The following is a 21961-nucleotide window of genomic DNA, read 5'->3' as shown; positions in this document are numbered from 1 at the left end:
CTTCGATGTCGGCGCCCATGCGGTTCATTTCCTGCACGTGCATGAAGCGGTTTTCAAAGACCGTTTCCACGATGGTGCCGGTGCCTTCGGCGATCAGGTTCAGGGCCATGAACTGGGCCTGCATGTCCGTGGGCATGGCCGGATACGGCGCGGTTCGCAGCGAGATTGCCTTGGGCCGACGGCCTTCCATGTCCAGCTCGATCCAGTCGTCACCGGTGGTGATTTTTGCCCCGGCTTCTTCCAGTTTCTGCAGCACCGCATCGAGAATACCGGGCACGGTGTCCTTGGTCTTGATACGGCCACCGGTGATAGCAGCAGCGATCAGGTAGGTACCGGTTTCGATCCGGTCAGCGATCACTTCATGATGACCGCCGTGCAGACGCTCCACCCCTTCAATGGTGATGGTATCGGTACCGGCGCCACTGACCTTGCCGCCCATGGTGTTGATGAAGTCAGCCAGATCCACCACTTCCGGTTCCCGGGCGGCGTTTTCCAGGTAGGTGGTGCCTTCCGCCAGCGCAGCGGCCATCATCAGGTTTTCGGTGCCGGTCACGGTAACCGTATCCATGACGATGCGGGCGCCCTTGAGGCGACCCTCCACGGAGGCATGGACATAGCCGTTCGCCACTTCAATGTCAGCGCCCATGGCTTCCAGGCCACGTAGGTGAATATCCACCGGCCGAGAACCAATGGCACAGCCACCAGGCAGGGACACCGACGCCTTGCCAAAATGGGCCACCATGGGCCCCAGCACCAGGATAGAGGCACGCATGGTCTTCACCAGCTCATAGGGCGCGGTGAGTTCCTTGATGGTGGTAGCGTTCACTTCCACGTTCATGCGGTCGTCGATCACCACGTGGACACCCATACGGCCCAGCAGCTCGATCAGAGTGGTGACATCCTGCAAATGCGGCAGATTGCCCACGGTGACCGGCTCGTCGGCCAGCAGGGTGGCGGCCAGGATCGGCAGTGCTGCGTTCTTGGCGCCGGAAATACGGATTTCGCCGTCCAGACGCCGACCGCCGGTGATGATCAATTTATCCATGAACTGTCTCTAGGCTTGTCAGAAGGCCGGGCGCAATGCCTCAGCCGATACCCATTTTCTGGGCTTTTTCCCACTCGGCCGGTGTATAGGTAATGATCTGCACCGCGTGGATAGTGTTGCTCTGGATCTGCTCGTTGATGGTCGCGTACACCAGCTGCTGCTTCTTCACCGGCATCAGACCCTCAAAGGCGTTGGATATCACGCGAATCTGGAACCGGTCACCGCCGCCTTCTACCGCCACGTCGGCATCATCAAAACCGGCTTCGACCAGCGCTTTTACCTCTTCCGGATTCATGTTCGCTCCTCATCAGGGCCGACAGCGGCCCGAACAGCAAGGAGCGGGACAAACCCGCTCCTTGGTAAAAACGCCAATAATACGCGAGCCGGCGCCCCCTTGCCACGGCGGCGGCGGCCTAACAATCAGCCCTTCGGGTCTTCGCCCTTGATGCCAGCATCGATCTTGGCGTCCGCGGACCAGTTGTCGATCACCTTGTCGATGTCGTTGTACTGCTGCATACCCTGGGCGAACTGACTCTGGAAGGTATCACGCAAATCCAGACCGTTGACGTAAACATTGATCACCCGCCACTGACCATCACGCAAGAACAGGGTGTAATAGATCGGCACAGTCTTGCCTGAATTGGTCTTCACCTCCATGCGTACCCGTGCATAGTCACCCTTACGATCCCCTTCCTGCATGGGCAGGGTGGTAATCTTCTGACCTTCATAAAGGGTGATACCGGAGGCGTAGGTGTTGATCAGGCTGTTCTTGAAGACATCCAGAAAGCGGTACTTCTGCTCCTTGCTGGACGGCCCGAAGTAATCGCCCATCACCATGCGGGTGATGCGCTTGAAATCCACAAGGTCGCCAAGCTCCTCGCGCACCAGTTCCTTGGCCCGGTCCGGATTCGCTTCCAGTTGCTCCCGCTCTGCCTCAATGCGTGATGTCATGCGTTCCACCGCCTCCATCACCACCTGTCGCGGATCATTTTCCGCCGCCGCCAAAGAGGTCATGGCGGTAAGCACCATCGCCAGCCAGATCCGGATAACACGCTGCAAATGCATAGAAAACTCCCTGTTGATGTCCGGCGGTTTTACGGTTTTATACCGCTGCTGTCCAGTAACACATTGAACCGCGTCTGGTTTATTGGAGTCACAAAGCCCATAACGGTTCCGGATCTGTTGCGCCTATTTTGCAAAGCATTACGAAACCACAAGCAGGCGTCCCACCCGTAAAGACCGATAACAGCTGTCATTAGTGTTATTCAAAATCGCCTTAACACAATTCGGGTCAACGTGGCCGGTTCAGCAATGTATAATCAGCCCCGACCAGAGGAGAGTTGAATGAGTCATGACCACATCGGCGTAGGCCGGCGGGTACTGGACATTGAAGCCAGAGCCGTAGAGACCCTGAAAGACAGCCTGGATGACAGTTTTTCCGCCGCCTGCGACCTTATGCTCGGCGCCCGCGGGCGTGTCATCGTCACCGGCATGGGGAAAAGTGGCCATGTGGGCAGCAAACTGGCGGCCACCCTGGCCAGCACCGGCACGCCCTCTTTCTTTGTTCACCCGGGCGAAGCCTCCCACGGCGACCTGGGCATGATCACCCCCGACGATGTGGTGCTGGCCCTGTCCAATTCCGGCGAAACCGCCGAAGTGCTGGCCATTTTGCCGGTGATAAAGCGCAAGGGTACCGCGCTGATCGGCATGACCGGCCGCCCGCAATCTGCCCTGGCACAACTCTCTGATGTGCACCTGACCGTGGCGGTCAGCGAAGAAGCCTGCCCGCACAATCTGGCCCCCACCTCATCCACCACTGCCGCCCTGGCCATGGGCGACGCCCTGGCCATCGCCCTGCTGGAAGCTCGTGGCTTCACCCCTGAAGATTTCGCCATGAGCCACCCAGGCGGCAGCCTGGGCCGGCGCCTGCTATTGAAGGTGGATGACATCATGCATGCGGGCGAGCAACTGCCGGTAGTCTCCAGCGGCACTTCTCTCAGCGAAGCCCTGCTGGAAATGACCCGCAAGGGCCTGGGCATGACTGCCATCACCCATGACGACGGCACCCTGGCCGGCATCTTTACGGATGGCGACCTGCGTCGCATGCTGGATCGCGACATCGACATCCGCAAGGCCACCATCGATGAGGTGATGGTGGCTCAGCCGATCACCATCGAACCCGGCCACCTGGCCGCAGAGGCCCTGCAGATCATGGAAACCCGCAAAATCAACGGCCTGATGGTCTGCGACATGGACCACAAGCCCCTGGGCGCCTTCAACATGCAGGACCTGCTGCGCGCGGGGGTGGTGTAAATGCCCATGCAACTGTCGTCCATTGATGCACAGAATCTACGCCTGATGGCCTTCGACGTGGACGGGGTGATGACCGACGGGCGCATCTACTTCAGCCCTGAAGGCGAAGCCATCAAGGTATTTAACACCCTGGACGGCCACGGCCTGAAAAAACTGGCTGCCAGCGGCGTCACCCTCGCCATCATCACCGGCCGCAACACGCCCATGGTGGCCAAGCGCGCCGCCGACCTGGGCATTACCCATGTGATACAGGGTCGCGAAGACAAGGGTGTGGCCCTGGCGGATCTGGCGGAAAAGCTGGGCATCGCCGCCAGCGAGACCGGCTATGCCGGCGATGACGAACCGGACGTGAGCGCCCTGGACTGGGCCCGGCTCAGCTTTGCCCCTGCCAATGCCCATGACTGCGCCAAGACAGCTGCCGATCACATTACCGAACGGCGCGGCGGCGAAGGCGCGGTTCGTGAAATCTGCGACGCTATCCTTGCGCAACGGAGCCCGGCATGAAGCGCCAGGGCCTGCTCAGTGCCACCGGCATCCTGATGCTGGGGCTGGTCATGCTGATGACTCTGCATGAGTGGGATGACACCCTCCCCGGGCAGGAAGACGGCATCCTCACCGCGCCCGCAATTGTCGCCAAAAGCATAACGGCACGGGCTTTTAGTGAAGAGGACGGCAGTCTCCAGTACTATCTGACCGCCGAGACCCTGACCCAGTATGATCACAACCCGCTCACGGAAATGCAGCAACCCGAGCTGGAAATGGCCAACGACAAAGGCAGCTGGACCATTGTTAGCGAACAGGGAGTGGTCCAGGAAAACGGCGATCTGATTGTATTCTCCGGCGATGTAAAAGCCCGTAACCAGCAACAGAAAATCACCCTGGATACCCAGGAGTTGCGCTTTCGTAGCGACACCAATATCGCCAGCTCTCCCGGCAGTGTGGACCTGGAATTTGAATCCGGTAAAACCCGCGCGGGAGCGCTGGAGGCCGATCTCGACAAGGGCATCCTGACCCTTGAAAAAGGAGTAAAGAGTGAGTTTGACGCGCCGGCTTCTTAACATCATCGCCCTGGCAGTTACCCTGCCCGTAAGCGCTGTGGCCGCTCCGCCGCAAATGCCGGTGTCTGTCACCGCTGACTCCGGCCGCTTCGAACAGGATGCAGGCAGCGGCCTGTATCGCGGCAACGTGGAGCTGATACAGGGAAAACGCAAACTGTTTGCCGACGAAATGCGTCTGTATACACGCAATGGCGAACTGACCCGCGTGGAAGCCTCCGGCACCCCGGTACGCATGGAAGAAGGCAAGGACCTGCAGGCCCACGCCAACAACCTGGTTTACGATATCCGCAAACGCACCCTGGTCCTCACCGGAGACGCCTATATTGAGCACCTGGGCAACACCTTCGAAGGCGCCAAGGTGGAATACAGTCTGGACTCCAAGCGGGTGGACGCCAGTAGTGAAGGCGACAAGCGGGTGCGACTGGTGATCCCGGCCGAGAACCAGACACCCGAGCAAGCCCCACCCGCAGACGACAATGAAAACGGCGAGGCGCCCGAAGAGCCCTCCCCCGAGGCGGAGCCAAACACCCAATGAGCCATTTACGCGCCCACCACCTGGCAAAAAGCTATAAGGGCCGCCGGGTTATCGAAGATGTCTCCCTGGACGTGGAAGCCGGCCAGATCGTCGGCCTGCTCGGCCCCAACGGGGCCGGCAAGACCACCTGTTTCTACATGATCGTGGGCCTGGTGGAAGCGGATGCCGGACGGATCGATATCAATGAGGCAGACATCACCCATCTGCCCATGCATGGCCGCGCTCAGCGCGGCATCGGCTATCTGCCCCAGGAAGCCAGCATCTTCCGCCGCCTGACCGTGGAAGAAAACATCATGGCGATCCTGGAAACCCGCAAGGAACTGAGCAAGGCGGAACGTCACGAGCGCATGGAAAGCCTGCTCAAGGAATTCCATATCACTCACATTCGCGATTCCCTGGGAATGAGCCTGTCCGGCGGCGAACGGCGCCGGGCGGAAATCGCCCGCGGCCTGGCCACCGACCCGGATTTCATTCTGCTGGATGAGCCCTTTGCCGGGGTGGATCCGATTTCCGTGAACGACATCAAGGGCATCATTCGCCACCTGAAAGAACGGGGCATCGGCGTACTGATCACCGACCACAACGTGCGTGAAACGCTGGATATCTGCGACACTGCCTACATCGTCAGCGCCGGCCACATCATTGCCTCCGGCGATGCAGACACTATCCTCGGCAACCAGCAGGTACGGGATGTGTATCTAGGGGCGGACTTCAGGCTGTAAAAGGCAATTAATAGTTAATAATGAATAGCTACGCGACAGCCGCTTGCACTGTTTGCAAGCGATTAGGCCGCGCCCAAAGCATGAGCGCGGCCTCTTACCTTGAAAAAAAGACAAGCTATTCCGCGACGTTATTAATTATTCATTATTAACTATTAATTGCCTCCCTTAGCACAGAACCACCATTGGCACAAATATTGCTTGTATTGCAGATAGACTGCTATTCTCAGGTTTTGGGGACGACATCAGCCTGAGCAGTATGAAGCCAAGCCTACAACTACAAATCGGCCAGCAGCTGACCATGACACCGCAGCTGCAGCAGGCTATCCGCCTTTTGCAGCTCTCCACGCTGGACCTGCGTCAGGAGATTCAGCAGGCCGTGGAAAGCAATCCATTGCTGGAGCTGGCCGACGATTTTGGTGACGAATCCCTGCCCGACGCTGACGAAGAACGTCAGGACGACCAGGAGCTGGATACCGAGCGGGACGATGCCCTGGAAGAGTTCGTGGACGACGAGCCGGGCATCGAAACGGAATGGGACGATGTCTATTCCGGTCAGACCAGCAGCACTTCCGCCGCCCTCCCCGACGACGCCGACGACTGGCAGCAACGCCATAGCGTGGCCGGCAACCTGCAGGACCATCTGCTCTGGCAACTGAACCTGACCCCCATGAGCGATGTGGACCGCATTATCGCCATGACCATCATCGAATCCCTGGACGATCGCGGCTATCTGACCGTCACCGTGGACGACATTGTGGCAATGATGAACGCCCAGGATGACCTGCTCACCGAAGGTGACGAGCTGGAAGCCGATGAAGTCCTGGCTGTCCAGCACCGCCTGCAACAATTCGACCCGGTAGGAGTCGCCAGTCTGGATCTGGCCGACTGCCTGCAGGTGCAGCTGCGCCAACTGCCCACGGACACCCCCTTTCTGGACTATGCCCTGGCCCTGCTGGGGCATCTGGAGCTACTGGAAAAGCACGACTATGCCGCCCTGCGCCGGGTACTGCAGATCAGCGAGGAAAACCTGCTCGACGCTCTCTCGCTGCTACGCACCCTGGACCCGGCACCCGGGGAGCAGATCGGTGAAAGCCAGGTAGATTATGCGGTGCCGGACGTGATCGTGCGCCAGCATCAGGGCCACTGGCAGGTGAGCCTGAACGAGGAGGTGCTGCCCAAGGTCAACCTGCAGCAGCAGTACGCCGCCATGGCCCGCAAAGCCGGGGGAGAGGATGGTCAGTACCTGCGCAACTGCGTGCAGGAGGCCAAGTGGTTCATCAAGAGCCTGCAAAGCCGCCACGACACCCTGCTGAAGGTGGCCACCCGCATTGTTGAAGTCCAGCAGGACTTCTTCGATTATGGAGAGGAGGCCATGAAACCCCTGGTTCTGGCCGACATTGCCGATGCCGTCGAGATGCACGAATCGACCATTAGTCGGGTCACCAACCAGAAATACATGATGACACCCCGCGGCGTCTTTGAGCTGAAATATTTCTTCTCAAGTCACGTGGGAACAGACGGCGGCGGTGAGTGTTCCTCCACCGCTATTCGTGCCATTATTAAGAAGCTGGTCGCTGCCGAGAATCCCCGCAAGCCGCTCAGCGACAACAAGCTGGCAAGCTTGCTGAACGAGCAGGGAATCAACGTGGCGCGCCGGACAGTCGCCAAGTACAGAGAGGCGATGAGAATACCGTCATCCAGCGCCCGCAAGCGTTTGGTGTAGGCGCCGGGACGGCCCAAGAGCAGGTAAAGGAGCCAGACATGCAAATTAATATCAGCGGTCATCACCTGGAAATTACCGACGCTTTGCGAGCCTATGTGGGAGACAAGTTTTCCCGTCTTGAACGGCATTTCGACCAGATTACCAGTGTCCAGGTGATTCTTTCCCCGGAACCCAAGACCCACAAGGCGGAATCCACTATCCATATCTCCGGGGCCGACGTCTTCGCCACCGCTGAGGCAGTGGACATGTACGCTGCCATCGACAAGCTGACGGACAAGCTCGACCGCCAGATCCTCAAACACAAGGAAAAGGCCGTCAGCCACAAACACGGCCACTGAACCCAAAGCGACAATTATGCGAGTTCGCGAACTACTCACCGAAGCACGCACCCATAGCGAGGTGCAGGCCAGCAGCAAGAAACAGCTGCTGGACCAGGTTGCGCAGCTGGCCGCGGCCGGCTGCGACAGCCTAAACGAACAGGAGGTCTTCGATGCCCTGGTAGCCCGGGAAAAGCTGGGCTCCACGGGCATCGGTGAAGGCATAGCCATTCCTCACTGCCGTCTTGGTCACTGCCAGCAACCCATCGGGCTGCTGCTGAAACTCTCTACCCCCATCGATTTTGACGCCGTTGACGGCCGCCCGGTAGATCTGGTTTTTGTACTGCTGGTTCCCCAGGAAAACCCGGAACAGCACCTGAAAACGCTCAGTCACCTGGCTTCCCTGTTCAACGACGACGATTACCGTGCCGAGCTGCGATTGAGCAAGAACGACCACCACCTTTATCACACCGCCGTAGAATCCGAAGCGGAGTTGCGACTGGCCTCATGAAGGAACGCAACACGCTTTCAGGCATCACCGCACACACCCACGGTATTGCCTCGTCTATCAATGTTACGTGCCAACGCGCTGCAATTAGCATGCAAACGGTGCAACCATGAAACTCACCATCATCAGCGGCCGTTCCGGCTCGGGCAAAACCACCGCCCTGCAAGCCATGGAAGACCAGAACTACTACTGCGTCGACAACTTGCCAGTGGGCATGCTCCCGATACTCGCGGAACAGCTTGACCAGGGTGAGCTCCCAATAGAGCGTGCGGCGGTGGGCATTGATGCCCGCAATCTACCCACCCAGCTGCTGGCCTTTGATGCCATCCTGGATGCCCTGCACCAGCAGCAGGTGAAGACCGAGATCATTTATCTGGATGCGGACGACAGCACCCTGTTGAAACGCTTCAGCGCCACCCGTCGTCGTCACCCACTGGGCGCCCAGCAAGGCTCTCTGGAAGCGGCCATACAGCACGAACGGGAATTGCTGGCCAACATCCGCCTGCGTGCCGACCTGGTGATCGACACCAGCAACTACGACGTTCACAGCCTCCGCAACCTGATGCGCGAGCGGGTAGCCAATCGCAGTGCCACCCTGTCGCTGCAACTGGAATCCTTCGGCTTCAAGAACGGTTTGCCCAATGATGCTGACCTGGTGTTTGACGTACGGGTACTGCCCAACCCTCACTGGCGGGCCGACCTGCGACCCTTTACCGGCCGCGATGACGCCATCATCGATTTTCTCCAGCAGCATGAGGCCAGCCACGACATGCTTGAGGATATTCATCATTTCGTAAAACGCTGGTTGCCGGCGTTTGCCGAAAGTGATCGCAGCTATGTGACTGTCGCCATCGGCTGCACCGGTGGCCGCCATCGTTCGGTATTCATTACCGAGCAGCTGGCAAAACGGCTGCGCGATGAGGGCACTCCCCTCCAGGTCCGCCACCGCGAACTGGACTAAGGGCAACGCCACTCAATGATCGAAAAACAACTGGATATCATCAATAAACTCGGCCTCCATGCCCGTGCTGCCGCCAAGGTGGTCAGCGTGGCCTCTCGCTATGAAAGTCGCATCCATGTTCTTCACAATGGCAACCCGATAGATGCCAAGAGCATCATGGGTCTGCTGATGCTTGGCGCGGCCAAGGGCAGCAGCATTACCTTTCAGGTGGAGGGGAATGATGAAACCGCTGCCATGGAAGAACTCACCGATCTGTTCGCCCGTCGCTTTGATGAAGAAGAGTAAAAGGCAATGAATTATTAATAATGAATAATTAATAGCGCAGGATTTGGGGTACCATCCAGAGAGTTATTCATTATTCACTATTAACTATTCATTATATTCCATGCCCGCCGATACCAGCCGTAGCCAGCAACACCACAAAGTCATCAACCGCGCCTTGTCCAGCGGCACCTATACGCAGGTTCGACAGCTGTTCAATAATCTGCCCGGTGCTGAGGCGGCGCATTTGCTGGAATCCTTTCCGCCCCGGGAACGGGAGATTCTCTGGCAACTGCTCAGCAAGGACCAGGAAAGCGAGGTTCTCCAGTATCTGGGTGAGGAAGTGCGGGTTGAGCTACTGCGCAACCTGAGCACTGATGAGCTGGTCTCTCTGGTGGAAGAGCTGGACACCGATGACCTTGCCGACTTGCTGCAGGAGCTGCCTGATCATGTGACCAGCCAGGTCATGGCCAGCCTGGACGAGCAGAATCGCGACCGGCTGGAACAGGTGATGAGCTACCCGGAGGATACCGCCGGGGGCCTGATGAACACGGATGTGATTACCATCCGCCCGGAAATCACCTTCGAAGTGGTGCAACGCTACCTGCGCCGTCGGGGGGAAATCCCTCGCACCACCGATAACCTGGCAGTGGTCAATCGCCGTAATCAGTTTATCGGGTTGTTACCACTGACCAAGGTTCTGATCAGCGATCCCGGCACCACCGTGCGCGAGGCCATGATCACTGATACCGAATCCATTCCCGCCAACTTGCCTGCTCACGAAGTGGCCAAGATCTTTGAGCGCCAGGATCTGGTAACCGCCCCGGTGGTGGACGAAGACGGCATGCTGGTCGGCCGGATTACCATTGATGACGTGGTAGACGTGATCATCGAGGAAGCCGACCACTCACTGATGAGCATGGCCGGTCTGGATGAGGACGAGGACACCTTTGGTTCCGTTTGGCAAACGGCGCGGCGTCGGGCTGTCTGGCTGGGCATCAATCTGCTTACCGCCCTGGCTGCCTCCGCCGTGATCGGTCTGTTTGAAGCCACCCTGGAAAAAGTGGTGGCGCTGGCCATTCTGATGCCCATTGTTGCCAGCATGGGCGGTATCGCTGGCAGTCAGACCCTGACCCTGGTGATCCGGGCCATGGCACTGGGACAGATCCAGTCCAGTAATACCCGCTATCTGCTGGTCAAGGAATTGTCCGTTGGCGCACTGAACGGCCTGCTTTGGGCCACGGTGATCGGCATTACGGCAGCACTGTGGTTTGACGACCCCAGTATCGGCATGGTCATCGCTGCCGCCATGATCATCAACCTGATCATGGCCGCCTGTGCCGGCGCCATGCTGCCGATGATCATGAAGAAGATGGGTATCGATCCGGCTCTGGCCGGCTCCGTGGTGCTTACCACCATCACCGATATCGTGGGTTTCTTTGCCTTCCTGGGTCTGGCCACCGTGCTCTACGCGCATCTGCTGGTCTGATTTTTCATTCGCCCACAAAAAAGGCGCCAATCAATGGCGCCTTTTTGGGTCATGCTTTCCAGCGGGATTTACTCCACAAAAATCTGCCGGAAGGACACGTAGTAGGCGCCGGCAAGAATCGGCATAACGAACAGCCACCCCAGCAACAGTGGCAAAGCGGCTACCAGCACGATCACCATGGTCACCAGAAGGTAAACGATCAAGGGGATCACATTACGGGTGAAGCCGCCGAGGCTCAGTTTCATGGCTTCGCCTACCCCCTTATTGCCCAGAAAGATCAGTGGCACAGTGAAATAGAACAGGTATACGAAACCGAACACGGCTACCACCCCCAGCAGCCCGATCACCACCATGGCTCCTGTAGTAGCGCCGCCTCCAGCACCCATTGCATACCCCAGCCCCCCGAAGATAATCCCGAGCAGCAGCATCACGCCGAGCTGAGCCAGGGCCATCAGAATAAGAGGGCCGGTCCGCTCGGAGAAAGCAGCGAACAGGTCGGCAAAATCCGACGTACCTTCGGTTTCCATGCGATGGAAGATTTTCACGATCCCGGCGTATAGCAGGGGCGTGGCCAACACCTGCGCGATCATGCCAAGCAGCGGAATAATCTGGAAAGCGGAGGTGATCAGCACAGTAACCACCAAGGCCCCCAACACGACACCCCAGTGACCCGGCAGCATCTTGTGTCCACTACCGATCCAGCCCAGCGCATCTCCCACACTCACCTTGCGTGGCTCAGCCAGAATGGTGAGCGGTTGTGCTGGTGGATTATTGTCGTCAACCAGCTCGGCTTGCGGCTGTTGATACGGATTGATTTCACTCACGGTTTGCTCCTTTCCCGAAAAAATTTTCATCCATTGAAAATGCCCGGATATGCTATCGTCCGGCGATCTTTATTGGCGACAGCAATAGAGAGCCGCTGGCAATGTTACCCCGATAATCCACATCGGTGCCGCTCCCCTGAATACCCTTGAGCATCTCCCCCAAATGCCCCGCAATGGTAAACTCTTGCAAGGCTCCTTGTATGACACCGTTCTCAAACCAGAAACCGCTGGCACCACGGGAATAGTCCCCGGTCACCAGATTTACCCCCTGCCCCATGACTTCCGTGACCAGGATGCCTTTCGGCACCCGGGCCATCAACGCCGCCAGCGACTCGCCGGTATCGGTGATGGACAGGTTACGCACCCCGCCGCCATTGCCGGTGGGCGCCATCTGTAAACGGCGACTGGCATACAGGCCCAGTGCATACTGGCGCAGCACACCATCCTCCACAAAAGACTGTGCATGGGTGGGCAAGCCATCCCCATCGAAGGGCGCGGAAGCATTACCGGCAGACAGATGCGGGTTTTCTGTGAGCGAAAATCCCTTGGGCAGCACAGCGGTACCGATACTGTCCTGCAGGAAGGAACTGCGCCGGTAAAGGGCACCACCGCTGATGGCGGATACCAGGTGGCCCAACAGGCCTGAGGCCACCTCCGGTGCAAAAATCACCGGTAATTCACCAGTTTCGGGAATGCTGGCCCCCAGTCTGGCCAATGTCCGCTCCCGGGCTTTCTCGCCAATCTCCTCGGCAGCGGCCAGTCGCTCGCCGATACGCCCGCCGTCATACCAGTAATCGCGCTGCATGCCGTTTTCATCTTCCGCCACCACACTACAGACCCGGCTGTGGTGGGTGCCGCGATAGCCGTGCAAGAAACCTTCAGAGGTCGCGAAGACCCGCAGACTGGCGCCACTGTTGATGGAAGCCCCTTCGGAATTGACGATGCGGGCATCATTGCGAGCCACGGTTTCACAGCGCAATGCCTCGTCAATGGCCGCCTGGGTATCCATTGCCCAGGGGTGATACAGATCCAGGTCGGGCACCTCCCGAGCCAGCATGTCAGCTGGCGCCAGACCCGCATACCGGTCTTCCTCGGTGTAACGGGCAATAGAGGCCGCCGCCTGAATGGTATCGCGGAGGCTGTCACGATTGTCGTCAGAACTGCTGGCATGACCCTTGCGCTGGCCACGGAACACGGTCACCGACACCCCACGGTCACGATGGAATTCCACGGTTTCCACCTCCCCCTGGCGCACATTGACCGAATACCCCTGGGACAGGCTCACATTCACTTCCACACCATCGGCGCCCTGACGTTTCGCCTCTTCCAGCACCCAGGCAGCCGTGTCTTCTGCCTGGCGTAATTGGGCAATATCCAGTACTGCTGTCGTTGCGGGGGAATCAGACATAAAATAGCGGTTCCGTAACCAGAATCAGAAAATGTAATGACCGAGTATAACGACGACCTGCTGACCAGCAAGACACAACAAAAACGCGATGACAGTGCTTTGCAGGAGCTGGGACTCTCGTTAATGGACATGAAGCCGGCAGAGCGCGAGCGGCTGCCCCTGGGCGATGAACTGAAAAAGGCCCTGGACGAAGCCAGTCGCATCAACCATCACGAAGCGCGTCGTCGCCATGCCCAGTACATCGGCCGTCTGATGCGCGAATCCAACAGCGAGCAGATCATCCAGGCTCTGGAAGCGTTTCATGACCCATTCCGCCAGCAACGGCTGACCAACTGGGTAGAGCAAATCATGGCCTGCGAACAACCCCGGGACGCCGAAAGCACACTGCAGCTGATCCTGGAGTTCTTTCCCCACGGGGACCGGCAACAATTACGCAACCTGAGCCGCAATGCCCTCAAGGCCCGGGTGGCCGACCCGGCCACCGCCACCGCAGCGGAAAAGGACAAGTTCAAACGCGAGCGACGCAAGCTGATGAGCTACCTGAACCAGTTGGATAAAACCGCGCCGCTGTATTGAGAGGTGCTGCACTGAACCTGTAGCAATGAACGTTGGCCCGAGAAACAATGAACGGCTGGTGCAGTTCGCCTTAGGCTTAGTGCACCCTACTCTCACATCACGCTTCAGGGGTTTCACTATCAACTGTTAACTATTCACTATTAACTGCTTTACCCTGCCACCAGCGCACAAAGGCCTCCCCCACCGCTTTTTGCGGCATGGAGTGCGCCTCCCCATCAATGCCCTGCTCTTCTTCCATCCGCGCCACCTCGCGGTTGGCCGCGGCAAACCAGGCATCCGGGTCATCAATGCCCGCAGCCATGTCCTCACCATATAACGCCTTGCTGAACCAGGTGCGGTCGGAGTCGTCACCACAACCGAAGGACGTGCGATCCGATGCCGCGGAGGAGAACACCACTCGCTGCGGGGAAGCCAGGGCTTCAACCCATTTCCCGGAATAACAGGCCGACACCACCAGCCACTGATGCTTCGCCTTCAGGGCGTTGAACCACTTTTTGCCATCCGCCACGCTCAGATCATTAAGCTTGAGGTTCCGGTCATCCAGCAACAGGGCACCCTCTTTGGAGCCATGACTGACCAGATGCACCATGAGCAGGTCTTCTTGCGGGTCCATCAATGCATCCAGTGCCTCCAGGGATTCACGCACACTGGTTCGGGTAGCCAGGGGCAGGTCATCACTGCCACCGTTGATCAGACGCACCTGACGGCGCTTGAGATCGAACACCGACCCCAACCGTTCCGTCACCCAGTCCACTTCACGGGCAAACACGGCCTCGGTGCCATCACCGCCCACCACCAGCAGGTACACATCACGAACACCTGGCCGCTGCGGGGCCAGGGAGGACAATACCGACTGCAAGCGGCTGGACTCAGTGTATAGACGTGCCTCAATTTGCGCCGCCCGGGCATGGCGGTTTTCCCGATAGGCCTGCTCACTGGCATAATAGCGACCACGTACGAAATAGCCTTTTTCTACCTGTGGTTCAGCATCGCCCTCTGCCGGCTGAGTGCGCGTGCCGCTACCATGGGCGTAGCCCTTTTCAAACTCACCCTTGATCACCACACCATCCGGCCGGGTCAAAACTCCCTGACCATGGTAGGAAAAATAGCGGAACTCTCCTTCGTACCGGTAACCTTCCTCATCCCGGTAACTGCCCTCCAGTAACTCGCCATTCTCGAATCGGCCTTCATAGTGCTCGCCACCTTCTGTGACCCAGAGCCCCTGGCCATGGGGTGCGAGATCCAGAAACTCTCCCTGATAAGAGCCACCTTCCGCATAGCTGACGGTGCCCTCTACCAGCTCACCCTGTTCGAACCGGCCCTGCCAGATGGCATCGTCACAGGTGAACTGCCCATCGCCATGCAACACGCCATCGACAAACTGACCCTCCTGAACACAACCGCGCCGGTCTACCAGCTTGCCATGGCCATCAAGAAGCCCTTCGCGAAACGCTCCTTCATAGTAACGACCATCGGGCCAGGTGAGCCGGCCTTCACCATGGAAGAGATCATTACGGGTTTCACCATCGTAGACAGCCCCGTCCGGCAAACGCACATCTGCCGGCCATTGCACTGGATCACAGCCAGCCAACGCGACAAGAACCATTCCAAGACAGCATACTTTCATCGACAAACCTGCAGCGTATTTATTGGCGTTATCCAACCGGCAGTTTGAACTGGGCCAGCTGTGACGAGGTGCGTCGCAAATGCAGGCACAGCAAGCGGGCGATGTTTTCCATGATCAGACTGACCGCATGGGGGCTGCGTTTGCGCAATTGCTCGACGCCCTTGCGGGTGAGCACGATCAGAGTAGCGTCTTCGGCAGCTCGTACCGTCGCCGAACGGGGCTCGTGATCCACCAGTGCCATCTCGCCCATGGAATCACCCGGGCGCAGATGAGCAATCACCACTTCTCCACCCGCTTCGCTGTTCTTGACGATATCCAGACAACCGCGCACCACAAAACAGACAAAGTCACTGCGATCCCCTTCCCGGCAAACAGGCTCCCCGGCAGGGACGCGATTAACAAACACCAGTTTTTCCAGTACTGCCAGCTCATCATCACTGAGCCCGGCAAACAGGCGCATGCGTGACAGAACGTCCAGTACCTGGGACATCAGGCAGTGCCCCCCACGGTGAGAGCATCCACGCGGAGAGTGGGCTGCCCCACCCCCACCGGCACGGACTGGCCGTCCTTGCCGCACACGCCGATGCCACTATCCAGGGCCAGATCATTACCCACCATGGAGATGCGGCTCATCACTTCCGCACCGCTACCAATCAGGGTGGCGCCTTTCACCGGGCAGACAATTTTGCCCTTTTCCACCAGATAGGCTTCGCTGGTAGAAAATACAAAACGCCCTGAGGTGATATCCACCTGCCCACCACCGAAGTTCACCGCATAGATGCCCCGGTCGAGACTGGCAACGATATCCTGCGGGTCACTCTCGCCGGGGAGCATATAGGTGTTGGTCATTCGAGGCATGGGCAGGTGGGCATAGGACTCCCGGCGACCATTGCCGGTGGGTGCCACCCCCATCAAGCGAGCGTTGGTCTTGTCCTGCATAAAGCCTACCAGCTTGCCGTTTTCGATAAGGGTATTGCAGGCGGTGGGCGTACCCTCGTCATCAATGGTCAGGGAACCTCGTCGATCCGCCAGAGTGCCGTCATCCACCACGGTACACAGGGGGGATGCCACCTGTTGGCCAAATTTCTTGGCAAACATGGAGGTACCCTTGCGATTGAAGTCACCTTCCAGGCCATGACCCACGGCTTCGTGCAGCAGCACACCGGGCCAGCCCGGCCCCAGCACCACCGGCATGGTGCCCGCCGGTGCAGCTTCGGCGTCCAGATTCAGCAAGGCGCCGCGCACCGCTTCCCGGGCCCAGGTCTCGATACGTTCTTCCTGCAACAACCAGTCATAGGCCACACGACCGCCTCCACCAGCACTACCACGCTCACGGCGACCATTGCGCTCGGCAATCACGCTTACATTGCAGCGGATCAACGGCCGCACATCCGCTGCCAGGGTGCCGTCACTGGCCACCACCATGATCACATCCTGCTCGGCGCTAAGGCTTGCAGTGACTTCCACGATGGCCGGGTCCAATGAACGAGCCAGGGCATCGATACGTTGCAGTAGAGCCACCTTGTCTTCTGCAGGCCAGCCCAACAGAGGATCAATGGCCGCATAACGGGCCGGCACCGCCCTACTGGCAAGCTGAATCTGCCGGTCCTGACCCTGGCGGGTAATGGCCCGGGCCGCACCGCTGGCCTGCTGCAACGCGTCCAGGGTGATGTCGTCACTATAGGCAAAACCGGTCTTGTCGCCCTGGACAATACGCACCCCGGCACCGCGTTCGGTATTGAAACTGGCATCGCGAACAATACCGTCTTCCAGCACCCAGGCCTCGTGACGGCTGTGCTGGAAATACATGTCGGCATAATCTGCCCGGCCAGTGAGCTTACCGTTCAGCAGCGACGCCAATTGCGGGGTGTGCAGGTTTGCCGGTGCCAACAATACGGACTCGGCAATGGATAGGGCGTCGTTATGTGTCATAGGGTCCTTCAATTCGGAATCGTTGATGCTGTTGAACCGGCATTCTTTGCCGAAGCTCATTCATGGTAGCAAGGTCCAGCTCGGTCACAAGAGCCCCGGGAGAATCACCCAGACTGTCTACCACTCGGCCCCAGGGGTCCACCAACATGGAATGCCCGTAGGTGGCCCGGCGCGGACCATGCTGGCCGCATTGGTTGGCACCCAGCACATAGCAACCGGTCTGTACCGCCGTGGCACGCAGCAGCAGTTGCCAGTGGGCAGCCCCGGTGACAGCAGTAAAGGCCGAGGGGTACACCAGCAACTGGGCTCCGGCGGCAACCAACCGTTGGGCCAAAGCGGGAAAGCGCAGGTCATAACAGATTGCCATACCCACCTGCAGGTCACCCACAGAGGTCATCACCACCTCCTGGCCGGGCTCAAAGAAATCCGACTCCCGGTAGCGTCCCTGAGCATCCTGCACATCCGCATCGAACAAATGCAGCTTGTCATAACGTGCCAACGGCTCCCCCGCAGCACTGACTGCGATGGAACAGGTGCGTACCAGAGGAGATGGTACCGGCTGGCCGTCCGGGCGCTGCAGGGCCGGCAGGCTACCGCCAATGATGGCCATGTCCAGAGACCGGGCCTGACCACACAACCAGCTAACCAGCTCGTCATGGCGCTCACCCAGAGCCCGATAGTCCCCACCGTAAGCGGCGAAGTTTTCCGGCAGCACAGCCAGACAGGCCCCCTTTTTCCGGGCCTCTGTCAGCAGCGCGCCGGCCTGGCGCAGATTGTCATCCGGCTCCTTGCCGCTGGTCATCTGGATGGCGGCAATCGGATAGCGTGTCACCGTCATTCGAATATCCCCTCGGTTTCTTTCACCTGCGGGCTGCTCCAGTTACCGGTTACCCGATATTCCATGGTAGTAGTCTTATCGAGCCGGTCGCCCCAGATACGCTCTACGACAAAGATGCCCGCGCACGCTGCCGGCCCGGCAAGACATCCTGCATACAGGTTACTGGACAATGGCAACGTGACTTCCATGTTGTGATCCAGGGTTTCCTTTTCCAGATCAATGGCACCCTTCACCCGAATCGCAGCAGAAGGCGAGTCAATGGCCAGATTGGATGTGGCCACGCGAGAGCCATCGATAGAGAAATCGCCGGTGATGCTGTCGCAGCTCATGCCCTTCTTGTACAGGTCAGAGAAGTCCAGCCTCAGTCGACGCTGGATAGTCCCGATATTTAGAATTCCCAGCAAACGCAGGAACGAGGTTTTGGTATCGGTATCGGGAATCCGGCATTCACCGATATCCACCTGGGCTTGCCCTTCCAGAGCAAGATAATTCATCCCCAGCGGCCAGTCAGCCCAGCCCAATACCACCTGGGCGCGGGCATCATCGGACTCGATCAGAGCCGGTAACCCCCAGGCTTTCAGGGAATGCCCAAGGTCGTCCGACGTCAGGCTACCATTGAAGCGGCTGTACTGTTCACCCGCTTGCTCAGTCCAGTCCAGCGTGCCCTGAAAACGACTGGACCGCCAACGCCCATCCAGATCGGAAATACGTACCCCCTCTTTCACTGGCCGTACCTTGCCCCGCCATTGGCCGTAATCCTCGTCGTTGATAACGATGCTGCTGAAATCCGCATCCATAGGCGGCAGCATCAGCGGAGACACTGGCTGGGTTTCTCCGTCGTCACCAAGCGCCCCTTCAGGCAATGTCAGATTGAGACGGGACACCGACATTTCCAGAGGCGCCTCACCGCGAGCGGAAAACCCGTCGGGAATCCGCACAGACCCTGCCACCGCACGACTACTCAACGCCATATCCCACCCGGCATCCCCCGGCAGCACAGACAACCGAGAGTCAGCGACTTCAACGCCAAACAGATCCAGGCGATCCACCTGCAGGCTGACTTTGCTCAGTGTAGCCTCGGCGGAACCGACACCACCGCCGCTGCCCGCATTCAATGAGGGCACCAGACGGTTACCGATAAAGTCGATCCAGGGCTCCGCACTGATTTCCGCCAGTTGGCCGCGAACCTGAATTCCCTCGCTCGGCACTTGCAGTGTGCCGCTTCCCAGCAGCAGATCGCCCTGTATACGCTTGTCGATGCGCAAAGCGCCTCGCAACAATCCACCATACTCCAGATTCATCGCCAGGCGACCGCCAGGGTTGCTGAGACGGATATCCAGCGGACGGGTTGACCCGGCTGACTTACCCAGTGGTGCCGGCGCATCCACGGTCACACCCTTCATCGACGATGCTGCACGCAGGGAAAACGGCGTGCCCTGCCAGGGGATCTGTACGGTCAGCCCCAGCGGCAACTGCCCTGACAGCGGCTCGAGCCAGGCAAACCCCAGCCAGTTTGCCGCTTGCTTCATGGGCAGACGGCCATCGAGCTGCAAACGACTGCGACCATCCCGGGTCAGCCACTGACCGCCGAACGTTCCACCCAGAGCACGAGCCTGCAGCCGGTCGATCTGCATGCCGTCACGCAAATGGAAATAGACTGGCGCCGAGGCTTCAGTGACCCGAAGTTTGCGCGGCGCATTGTATAGCGTGGCATCGTCCACCTGTGCATCCACAATGACCACAGGGGCGTCGTTATCTTTCTGCAAGGGAATATCCAGCAACAGATAACCAGACATACTGCCGTCCCGGAAACGCCAGTCCAGCAACTCTTCGGGGAGCTGTTTACGCAGCGGGGTATCCTGAAAGAGCGTATCCAGATCCTGTAACGGCCCCCGGGCCTGGCCGGAAACAACCAGCCGGGGCGTCTCGCCGATTTCAAAATCGGCCACATCCACGTGCACATCTTTCAGTTGGCTACCCAACAGTTTGCCACTGTGAGCCAGCCCGCGAACCTGGCGACCATTGATCAGCACATCCGCCGACACGTCACTGGCCACCGGCCAATCCGGCAGGAAAGACAACCGCACATCGCGGCCCTGATAACGCATCTGCAGGGTACGATCCTGTTGCCGGCTCTTGTCGATTTTCACCGGGCCCTGGTAAAGAATCTGGCCACGTTGCAGGTGCCCACCCTGAATGGCTTGCGCGAGCCAGCCGGACAGCCCCTCGGGTAACCGTTTGAGCGGCATGTAATGGCTGGCACGGGCGCCGCTACCTTCGTAGATTTCTGCCGCCAGGCGCAATTGCGGAATCTTTTCGGGGCTCAGGCTGAGCTGCATCATCGCCTCGCCATGGGCATCAGGATTGACCACCCGCAACCGCCCGGAACGAACCTGCAGCTGGTCGCCGTCCCGACGCCAGTCCAGCAACCCACTGACCTGGCCTCCCAGGGCATGGTCATAAAGCCTCGGAAATTGCAGGCTGAGATTATCGCTGTGCAGGTGCGCCAAGCCTTCGGACGGGCTGCCGGACACCCAGCCGGAAAGCCCCTGCACACCCGGTATTCGATCCTGCGCCTGGCTCGACAGATCAGTGAAGCGCACCTGGAACTTCTTTACTTGCCGTGCACGGCCACGTACATAGACACCATTCAGCACCCCCCGTGGCGACTGTACCGCCAAACGTTCACGGACCTGTTGCAGGCTACCGGGCAAGGCAAATGGCCATTGCTGAAACTGCTGATTGAGTCCATGGAGCGGCAGTTCAGTGCCCCGGAACTGCCATTGGCGCTGCTCGCCACGAGTCTGCCAAAGCAGCGCCATGTCTCCTAAATTGAGCGCGCCGGCCGGTGAATCACCGGACAGGCGAGTCAGGGACAGGGTTGCCCTCTCCCCATCCCTGGCCAGAGCCAACCGCGCAGACAGCTCGGTCATGGGCCAGACCAGCCCCTCCTGCTGTAGTGTCAGGGCGGGCAGGTTCAGATTGATGCGGGCGTCATGGGGTTGCCCCTGTTTCAGGGTAGACCAGACTTTCATACGCCCATCCAGCGCGGCCACCTGCACCGGCCAGCCCAGCTCCTCGGGCAGCCACTCGTGTAGGCGCTCCCCCTTGAGGCTGGCATAGAGATCCGCCTCCACCTCTTCCAGGGAAAAGGCATCTCCATGCAGGTGAATCCGCGCCTGCAGGGACAGGGGGCGGTCACGGGCTTCAAGGTTCAGCGCCAACCGGTGCTCGTCACCGCGGTTAATCAAGGTGGCATCCAGTTCAGATGCCGCCAGTGGCGGCATCCCCGGCCACTCCAGAGTCAGACGGGCATCACTGATCGCCAGCAACTGCTGGCGGTAGAACAGGGTGAGGATACGCTCCAGCGGCGGGCGCTGCTCCGGATCCTTGCTGCCCAGCGCTTCCAGTCCGCGCAAACGGATGCTGCCATCCTCGCCGCGCACAAGATTCAGCTCCACACCATGAATGCGCAGTTCCCTGAGCACCAGATCCCGGTGCCACAAGGAACGAAAAACATCGATCCCCAAAACCACTTCGTCCAGCTCCAAAGCGGTATCCCCTTCCGGGGCAGGCAGACGAATCTGACGGGCCACAAACTGGGGCACCAGGCCAGACATCTTGCCGTCCAACTCGGCGATGGTCAGCGGTGTCTGGATACGTTCTTCAAAGAGGACTTCAAGCCGTTCGCGATAATCCGGCACCAGCAGCATCAACTGGCGGCCGACGACGACATAGGCCGCCATCAGCAGCAGCAAGGCCACCGTCAGCCACCAGAGGGACGGATAAAGTCGATGCCAGCGATTAGATCGGGTCGAGGCCAT

At 59.1% G+C, this 21961-nt stretch carries 22 protein-coding genes; 12 read left to right on the top strand and 10 right to left on the bottom strand.

Annotated elements, in window-relative coordinates; translation table 11 throughout:
• The 3 genes from murA to HUJ17_RS10550 all read right to left on the bottom strand — a co-directional run.
• On the bottom strand, nucleotides 1-1045 hold a 1045-nt coding region (murA, locus tag HUJ17_RS10560), incomplete at its 3' end, for a UDP-N-acetylglucosamine 1-carboxyvinyltransferase (RefSeq protein WP_290510657.1).
• 40 nt (nucleotides 1046-1085) lie between these two features.
• The gene (locus HUJ17_RS10555; RefSeq protein ID WP_290510656.1) at nucleotides 1086-1340 is read right to left on the bottom strand and encodes a BolA/IbaG family iron-sulfur metabolism protein; all 255 of its coding nucleotides are present in this window, start codon (nucleotides 1338-1340) and stop codon (nucleotides 1086-1088) included.
• Between the two features lie 125 nt (nucleotides 1341-1465).
• Nucleotides 1466-2110 carry a phospholipid-binding protein MlaC gene (locus HUJ17_RS10550; RefSeq protein ID WP_290510655.1) on the bottom strand — a complete coding sequence of 215 codons (645 nt, stop codon included), beginning with the start codon at nucleotides 2108-2110 and terminating at the stop codon, nucleotides 1466-1468.
• A 279-nt stretch (nucleotides 2111-2389) separates the two neighbouring features.
• On the opposite strand from HUJ17_RS10550, the gene HUJ17_RS10545 reads away from it, so the two are divergent.
• From HUJ17_RS10545 to mgtE, 11 genes are all read left to right on the top strand, one after another.
• Nucleotides 2390-3358 (top strand): KpsF/GutQ family sugar-phosphate isomerase, encoded by a 969-nt coding sequence (locus HUJ17_RS10545; protein ID WP_290510654.1) that lies wholly within the window; start codon nucleotides 2390-2392, stop codon nucleotides 3356-3358.
• Nucleotides 3359-3862 (top strand): HAD hydrolase family protein, encoded by a 504-nt coding sequence (locus HUJ17_RS10540; RefSeq protein ID WP_290510653.1) that lies wholly within the window; start codon nucleotides 3359-3361, stop codon nucleotides 3860-3862.
• On the top strand, nucleotides 3859-4416 hold the full coding sequence (lptC, locus tag HUJ17_RS10535; RefSeq protein WP_290510652.1) for an LPS export ABC transporter periplasmic protein LptC: 558 nt from the start codon (nucleotides 3859-3861) through the stop codon (nucleotides 4414-4416). Before HUJ17_RS10540 ends, lptC begins: the two co-directional genes overlap by 4 nt.
• On the top strand, nucleotides 4391-4951 hold the full coding sequence (gene lptA, locus HUJ17_RS10530) for a lipopolysaccharide transport periplasmic protein LptA (protein ID WP_290510651.1): 561 nt from the start codon (nucleotides 4391-4393) through the stop codon (nucleotides 4949-4951). Before lptC ends, lptA begins: the two co-directional genes overlap by 26 nt.
• Nucleotides 4948-5673 carry an LPS export ABC transporter ATP-binding protein gene (gene lptB, locus HUJ17_RS10525; RefSeq protein ID WP_290510650.1) on the top strand — a complete coding sequence of 242 codons (726 nt, stop codon included), beginning with the start codon at nucleotides 4948-4950 and terminating at the stop codon, nucleotides 5671-5673. Before lptA ends, lptB begins: the two co-directional genes overlap by 4 nt.
• Nucleotides 5674-5929: 256 nt before the next feature.
• Complete coding sequence (locus tag HUJ17_RS10520; protein WP_290510649.1) at nucleotides 5930-7396, top strand: RNA polymerase factor sigma-54; 1467 nt, start codon at nucleotides 5930-5932, stop codon at nucleotides 7394-7396.
• Nucleotides 7397-7434: 38 nt separating this feature from the next.
• Nucleotides 7435-7734 carry a ribosome-associated translation inhibitor RaiA gene (raiA, locus tag HUJ17_RS10515; protein ID WP_062816681.1) on the top strand — a complete coding sequence of 100 codons (300 nt, stop codon included), beginning with the start codon at nucleotides 7435-7437 and terminating at the stop codon, nucleotides 7732-7734.
• A 16-nt stretch (nucleotides 7735-7750) separates the two neighbouring features.
• A complete protein-coding gene (gene ptsN / locus HUJ17_RS10510) occupies nucleotides 7751-8224 on the top strand; it encodes a PTS IIA-like nitrogen regulatory protein PtsN (RefSeq protein ID WP_290510648.1) in 474 nt (157 codons plus the stop codon).
• A gap of 106 nt (nucleotides 8225-8330) precedes the next feature.
• Nucleotides 8331-9182, top strand: a complete 852-nt coding sequence (gene rapZ / locus HUJ17_RS10505; RefSeq protein WP_290510647.1) for an RNase adapter RapZ — start codon at nucleotides 8331-8333, stop codon at nucleotides 9180-9182.
• Between the two features lie 15 nt (nucleotides 9183-9197).
• The gene (locus HUJ17_RS10500; RefSeq protein ID WP_290510646.1) at nucleotides 9198-9467 is read left to right on the top strand and encodes an HPr family phosphocarrier protein; all 270 of its coding nucleotides are present in this window, start codon (nucleotides 9198-9200) and stop codon (nucleotides 9465-9467) included.
• 100 nt (nucleotides 9468-9567) lie between these two features.
• On the top strand, nucleotides 9568-10932 hold the full coding sequence (gene mgtE / locus HUJ17_RS10495; RefSeq protein WP_290510645.1) for a magnesium transporter: 1365 nt from the start codon (nucleotides 9568-9570) through the stop codon (nucleotides 10930-10932).
• Between the two features lie 68 nt (nucleotides 10933-11000).
• Here the strand turns inward: mgtE and HUJ17_RS10490 are convergent, their stop codons facing one another.
• Entirely contained in the window at nucleotides 11001-11756 is a 756-nt protein-coding gene (locus HUJ17_RS10490; RefSeq protein ID WP_290510644.1) for a BPSS1780 family membrane protein, read from the bottom strand.
• 52 nt (nucleotides 11757-11808) lie between these two features.
• Entirely contained in the window at nucleotides 11809-13164 is a 1356-nt protein-coding gene (gene pmbA, locus HUJ17_RS10485; RefSeq protein ID WP_290510643.1) for a metalloprotease PmbA, read from the bottom strand.
• A gap of 36 nt (nucleotides 13165-13200) precedes the next feature.
• Here pmbA and yjgA point away from each other — a divergent pair, with 36 nt between their 5' ends.
• Nucleotides 13201-13740 (top strand): ribosome biogenesis factor YjgA, encoded by a 540-nt coding sequence (yjgA, locus tag HUJ17_RS10480; protein WP_290510642.1) that lies wholly within the window; start codon nucleotides 13201-13203, stop codon nucleotides 13738-13740.
• A gap of 130 nt (nucleotides 13741-13870) precedes the next feature.
• On the opposite strand, the gene HUJ17_RS10475 is transcribed toward yjgA, so the two are convergent.
• From HUJ17_RS10475 to HUJ17_RS10455, 5 genes are all read right to left on the bottom strand, one after another.
• Nucleotides 13871-15313, bottom strand: a complete 1443-nt coding sequence (locus tag HUJ17_RS10475) for a C13 family peptidase (protein ID WP_290510641.1) — start codon at nucleotides 15311-15313, stop codon at nucleotides 13871-13873.
• An 82-nt stretch (nucleotides 15314-15395) separates the two neighbouring features.
• Nucleotides 15396-15857 carry a cyclic nucleotide-binding domain-containing protein gene (locus HUJ17_RS10470; protein WP_290510640.1) on the bottom strand — a complete coding sequence of 154 codons (462 nt, stop codon included), beginning with the start codon at nucleotides 15855-15857 and terminating at the stop codon, nucleotides 15396-15398.
• Nucleotides 15857-17299 carry a metalloprotease TldD gene (gene tldD / locus HUJ17_RS10465; RefSeq protein WP_290510639.1) on the bottom strand — a complete coding sequence of 481 codons (1443 nt, stop codon included), beginning with the start codon at nucleotides 17297-17299 and terminating at the stop codon, nucleotides 15857-15859. The genes HUJ17_RS10470 and tldD overlap by 1 nt, the downstream gene beginning before the upstream one ends.
• Entirely contained in the window at nucleotides 17289-18137 is an 849-nt protein-coding gene (locus HUJ17_RS10460; protein ID WP_290510638.1) for a carbon-nitrogen hydrolase family protein, read from the bottom strand. Before HUJ17_RS10460 ends, tldD begins: the two co-directional genes overlap by 11 nt.
• Nucleotides 18134-21961 (bottom strand): YhdP family protein, encoded by a 3828-nt coding sequence (locus tag HUJ17_RS10455; RefSeq protein WP_290510637.1) that lies wholly within the window; start codon nucleotides 21959-21961, stop codon nucleotides 18134-18136. The genes HUJ17_RS10460 and HUJ17_RS10455 overlap by 4 nt, the downstream gene beginning before the upstream one ends.

The organism is Alcanivorax sp. (assembly GCF_014762765.1).
Lineage (GTDB): Bacteria > Pseudomonadota > Gammaproteobacteria > Pseudomonadales > Alcanivoracaceae > Alcanivorax.
Note: the sequence above shows the minus strand (reverse complement) of the source record. Positions and strands in the feature narration are given on the sequence as shown.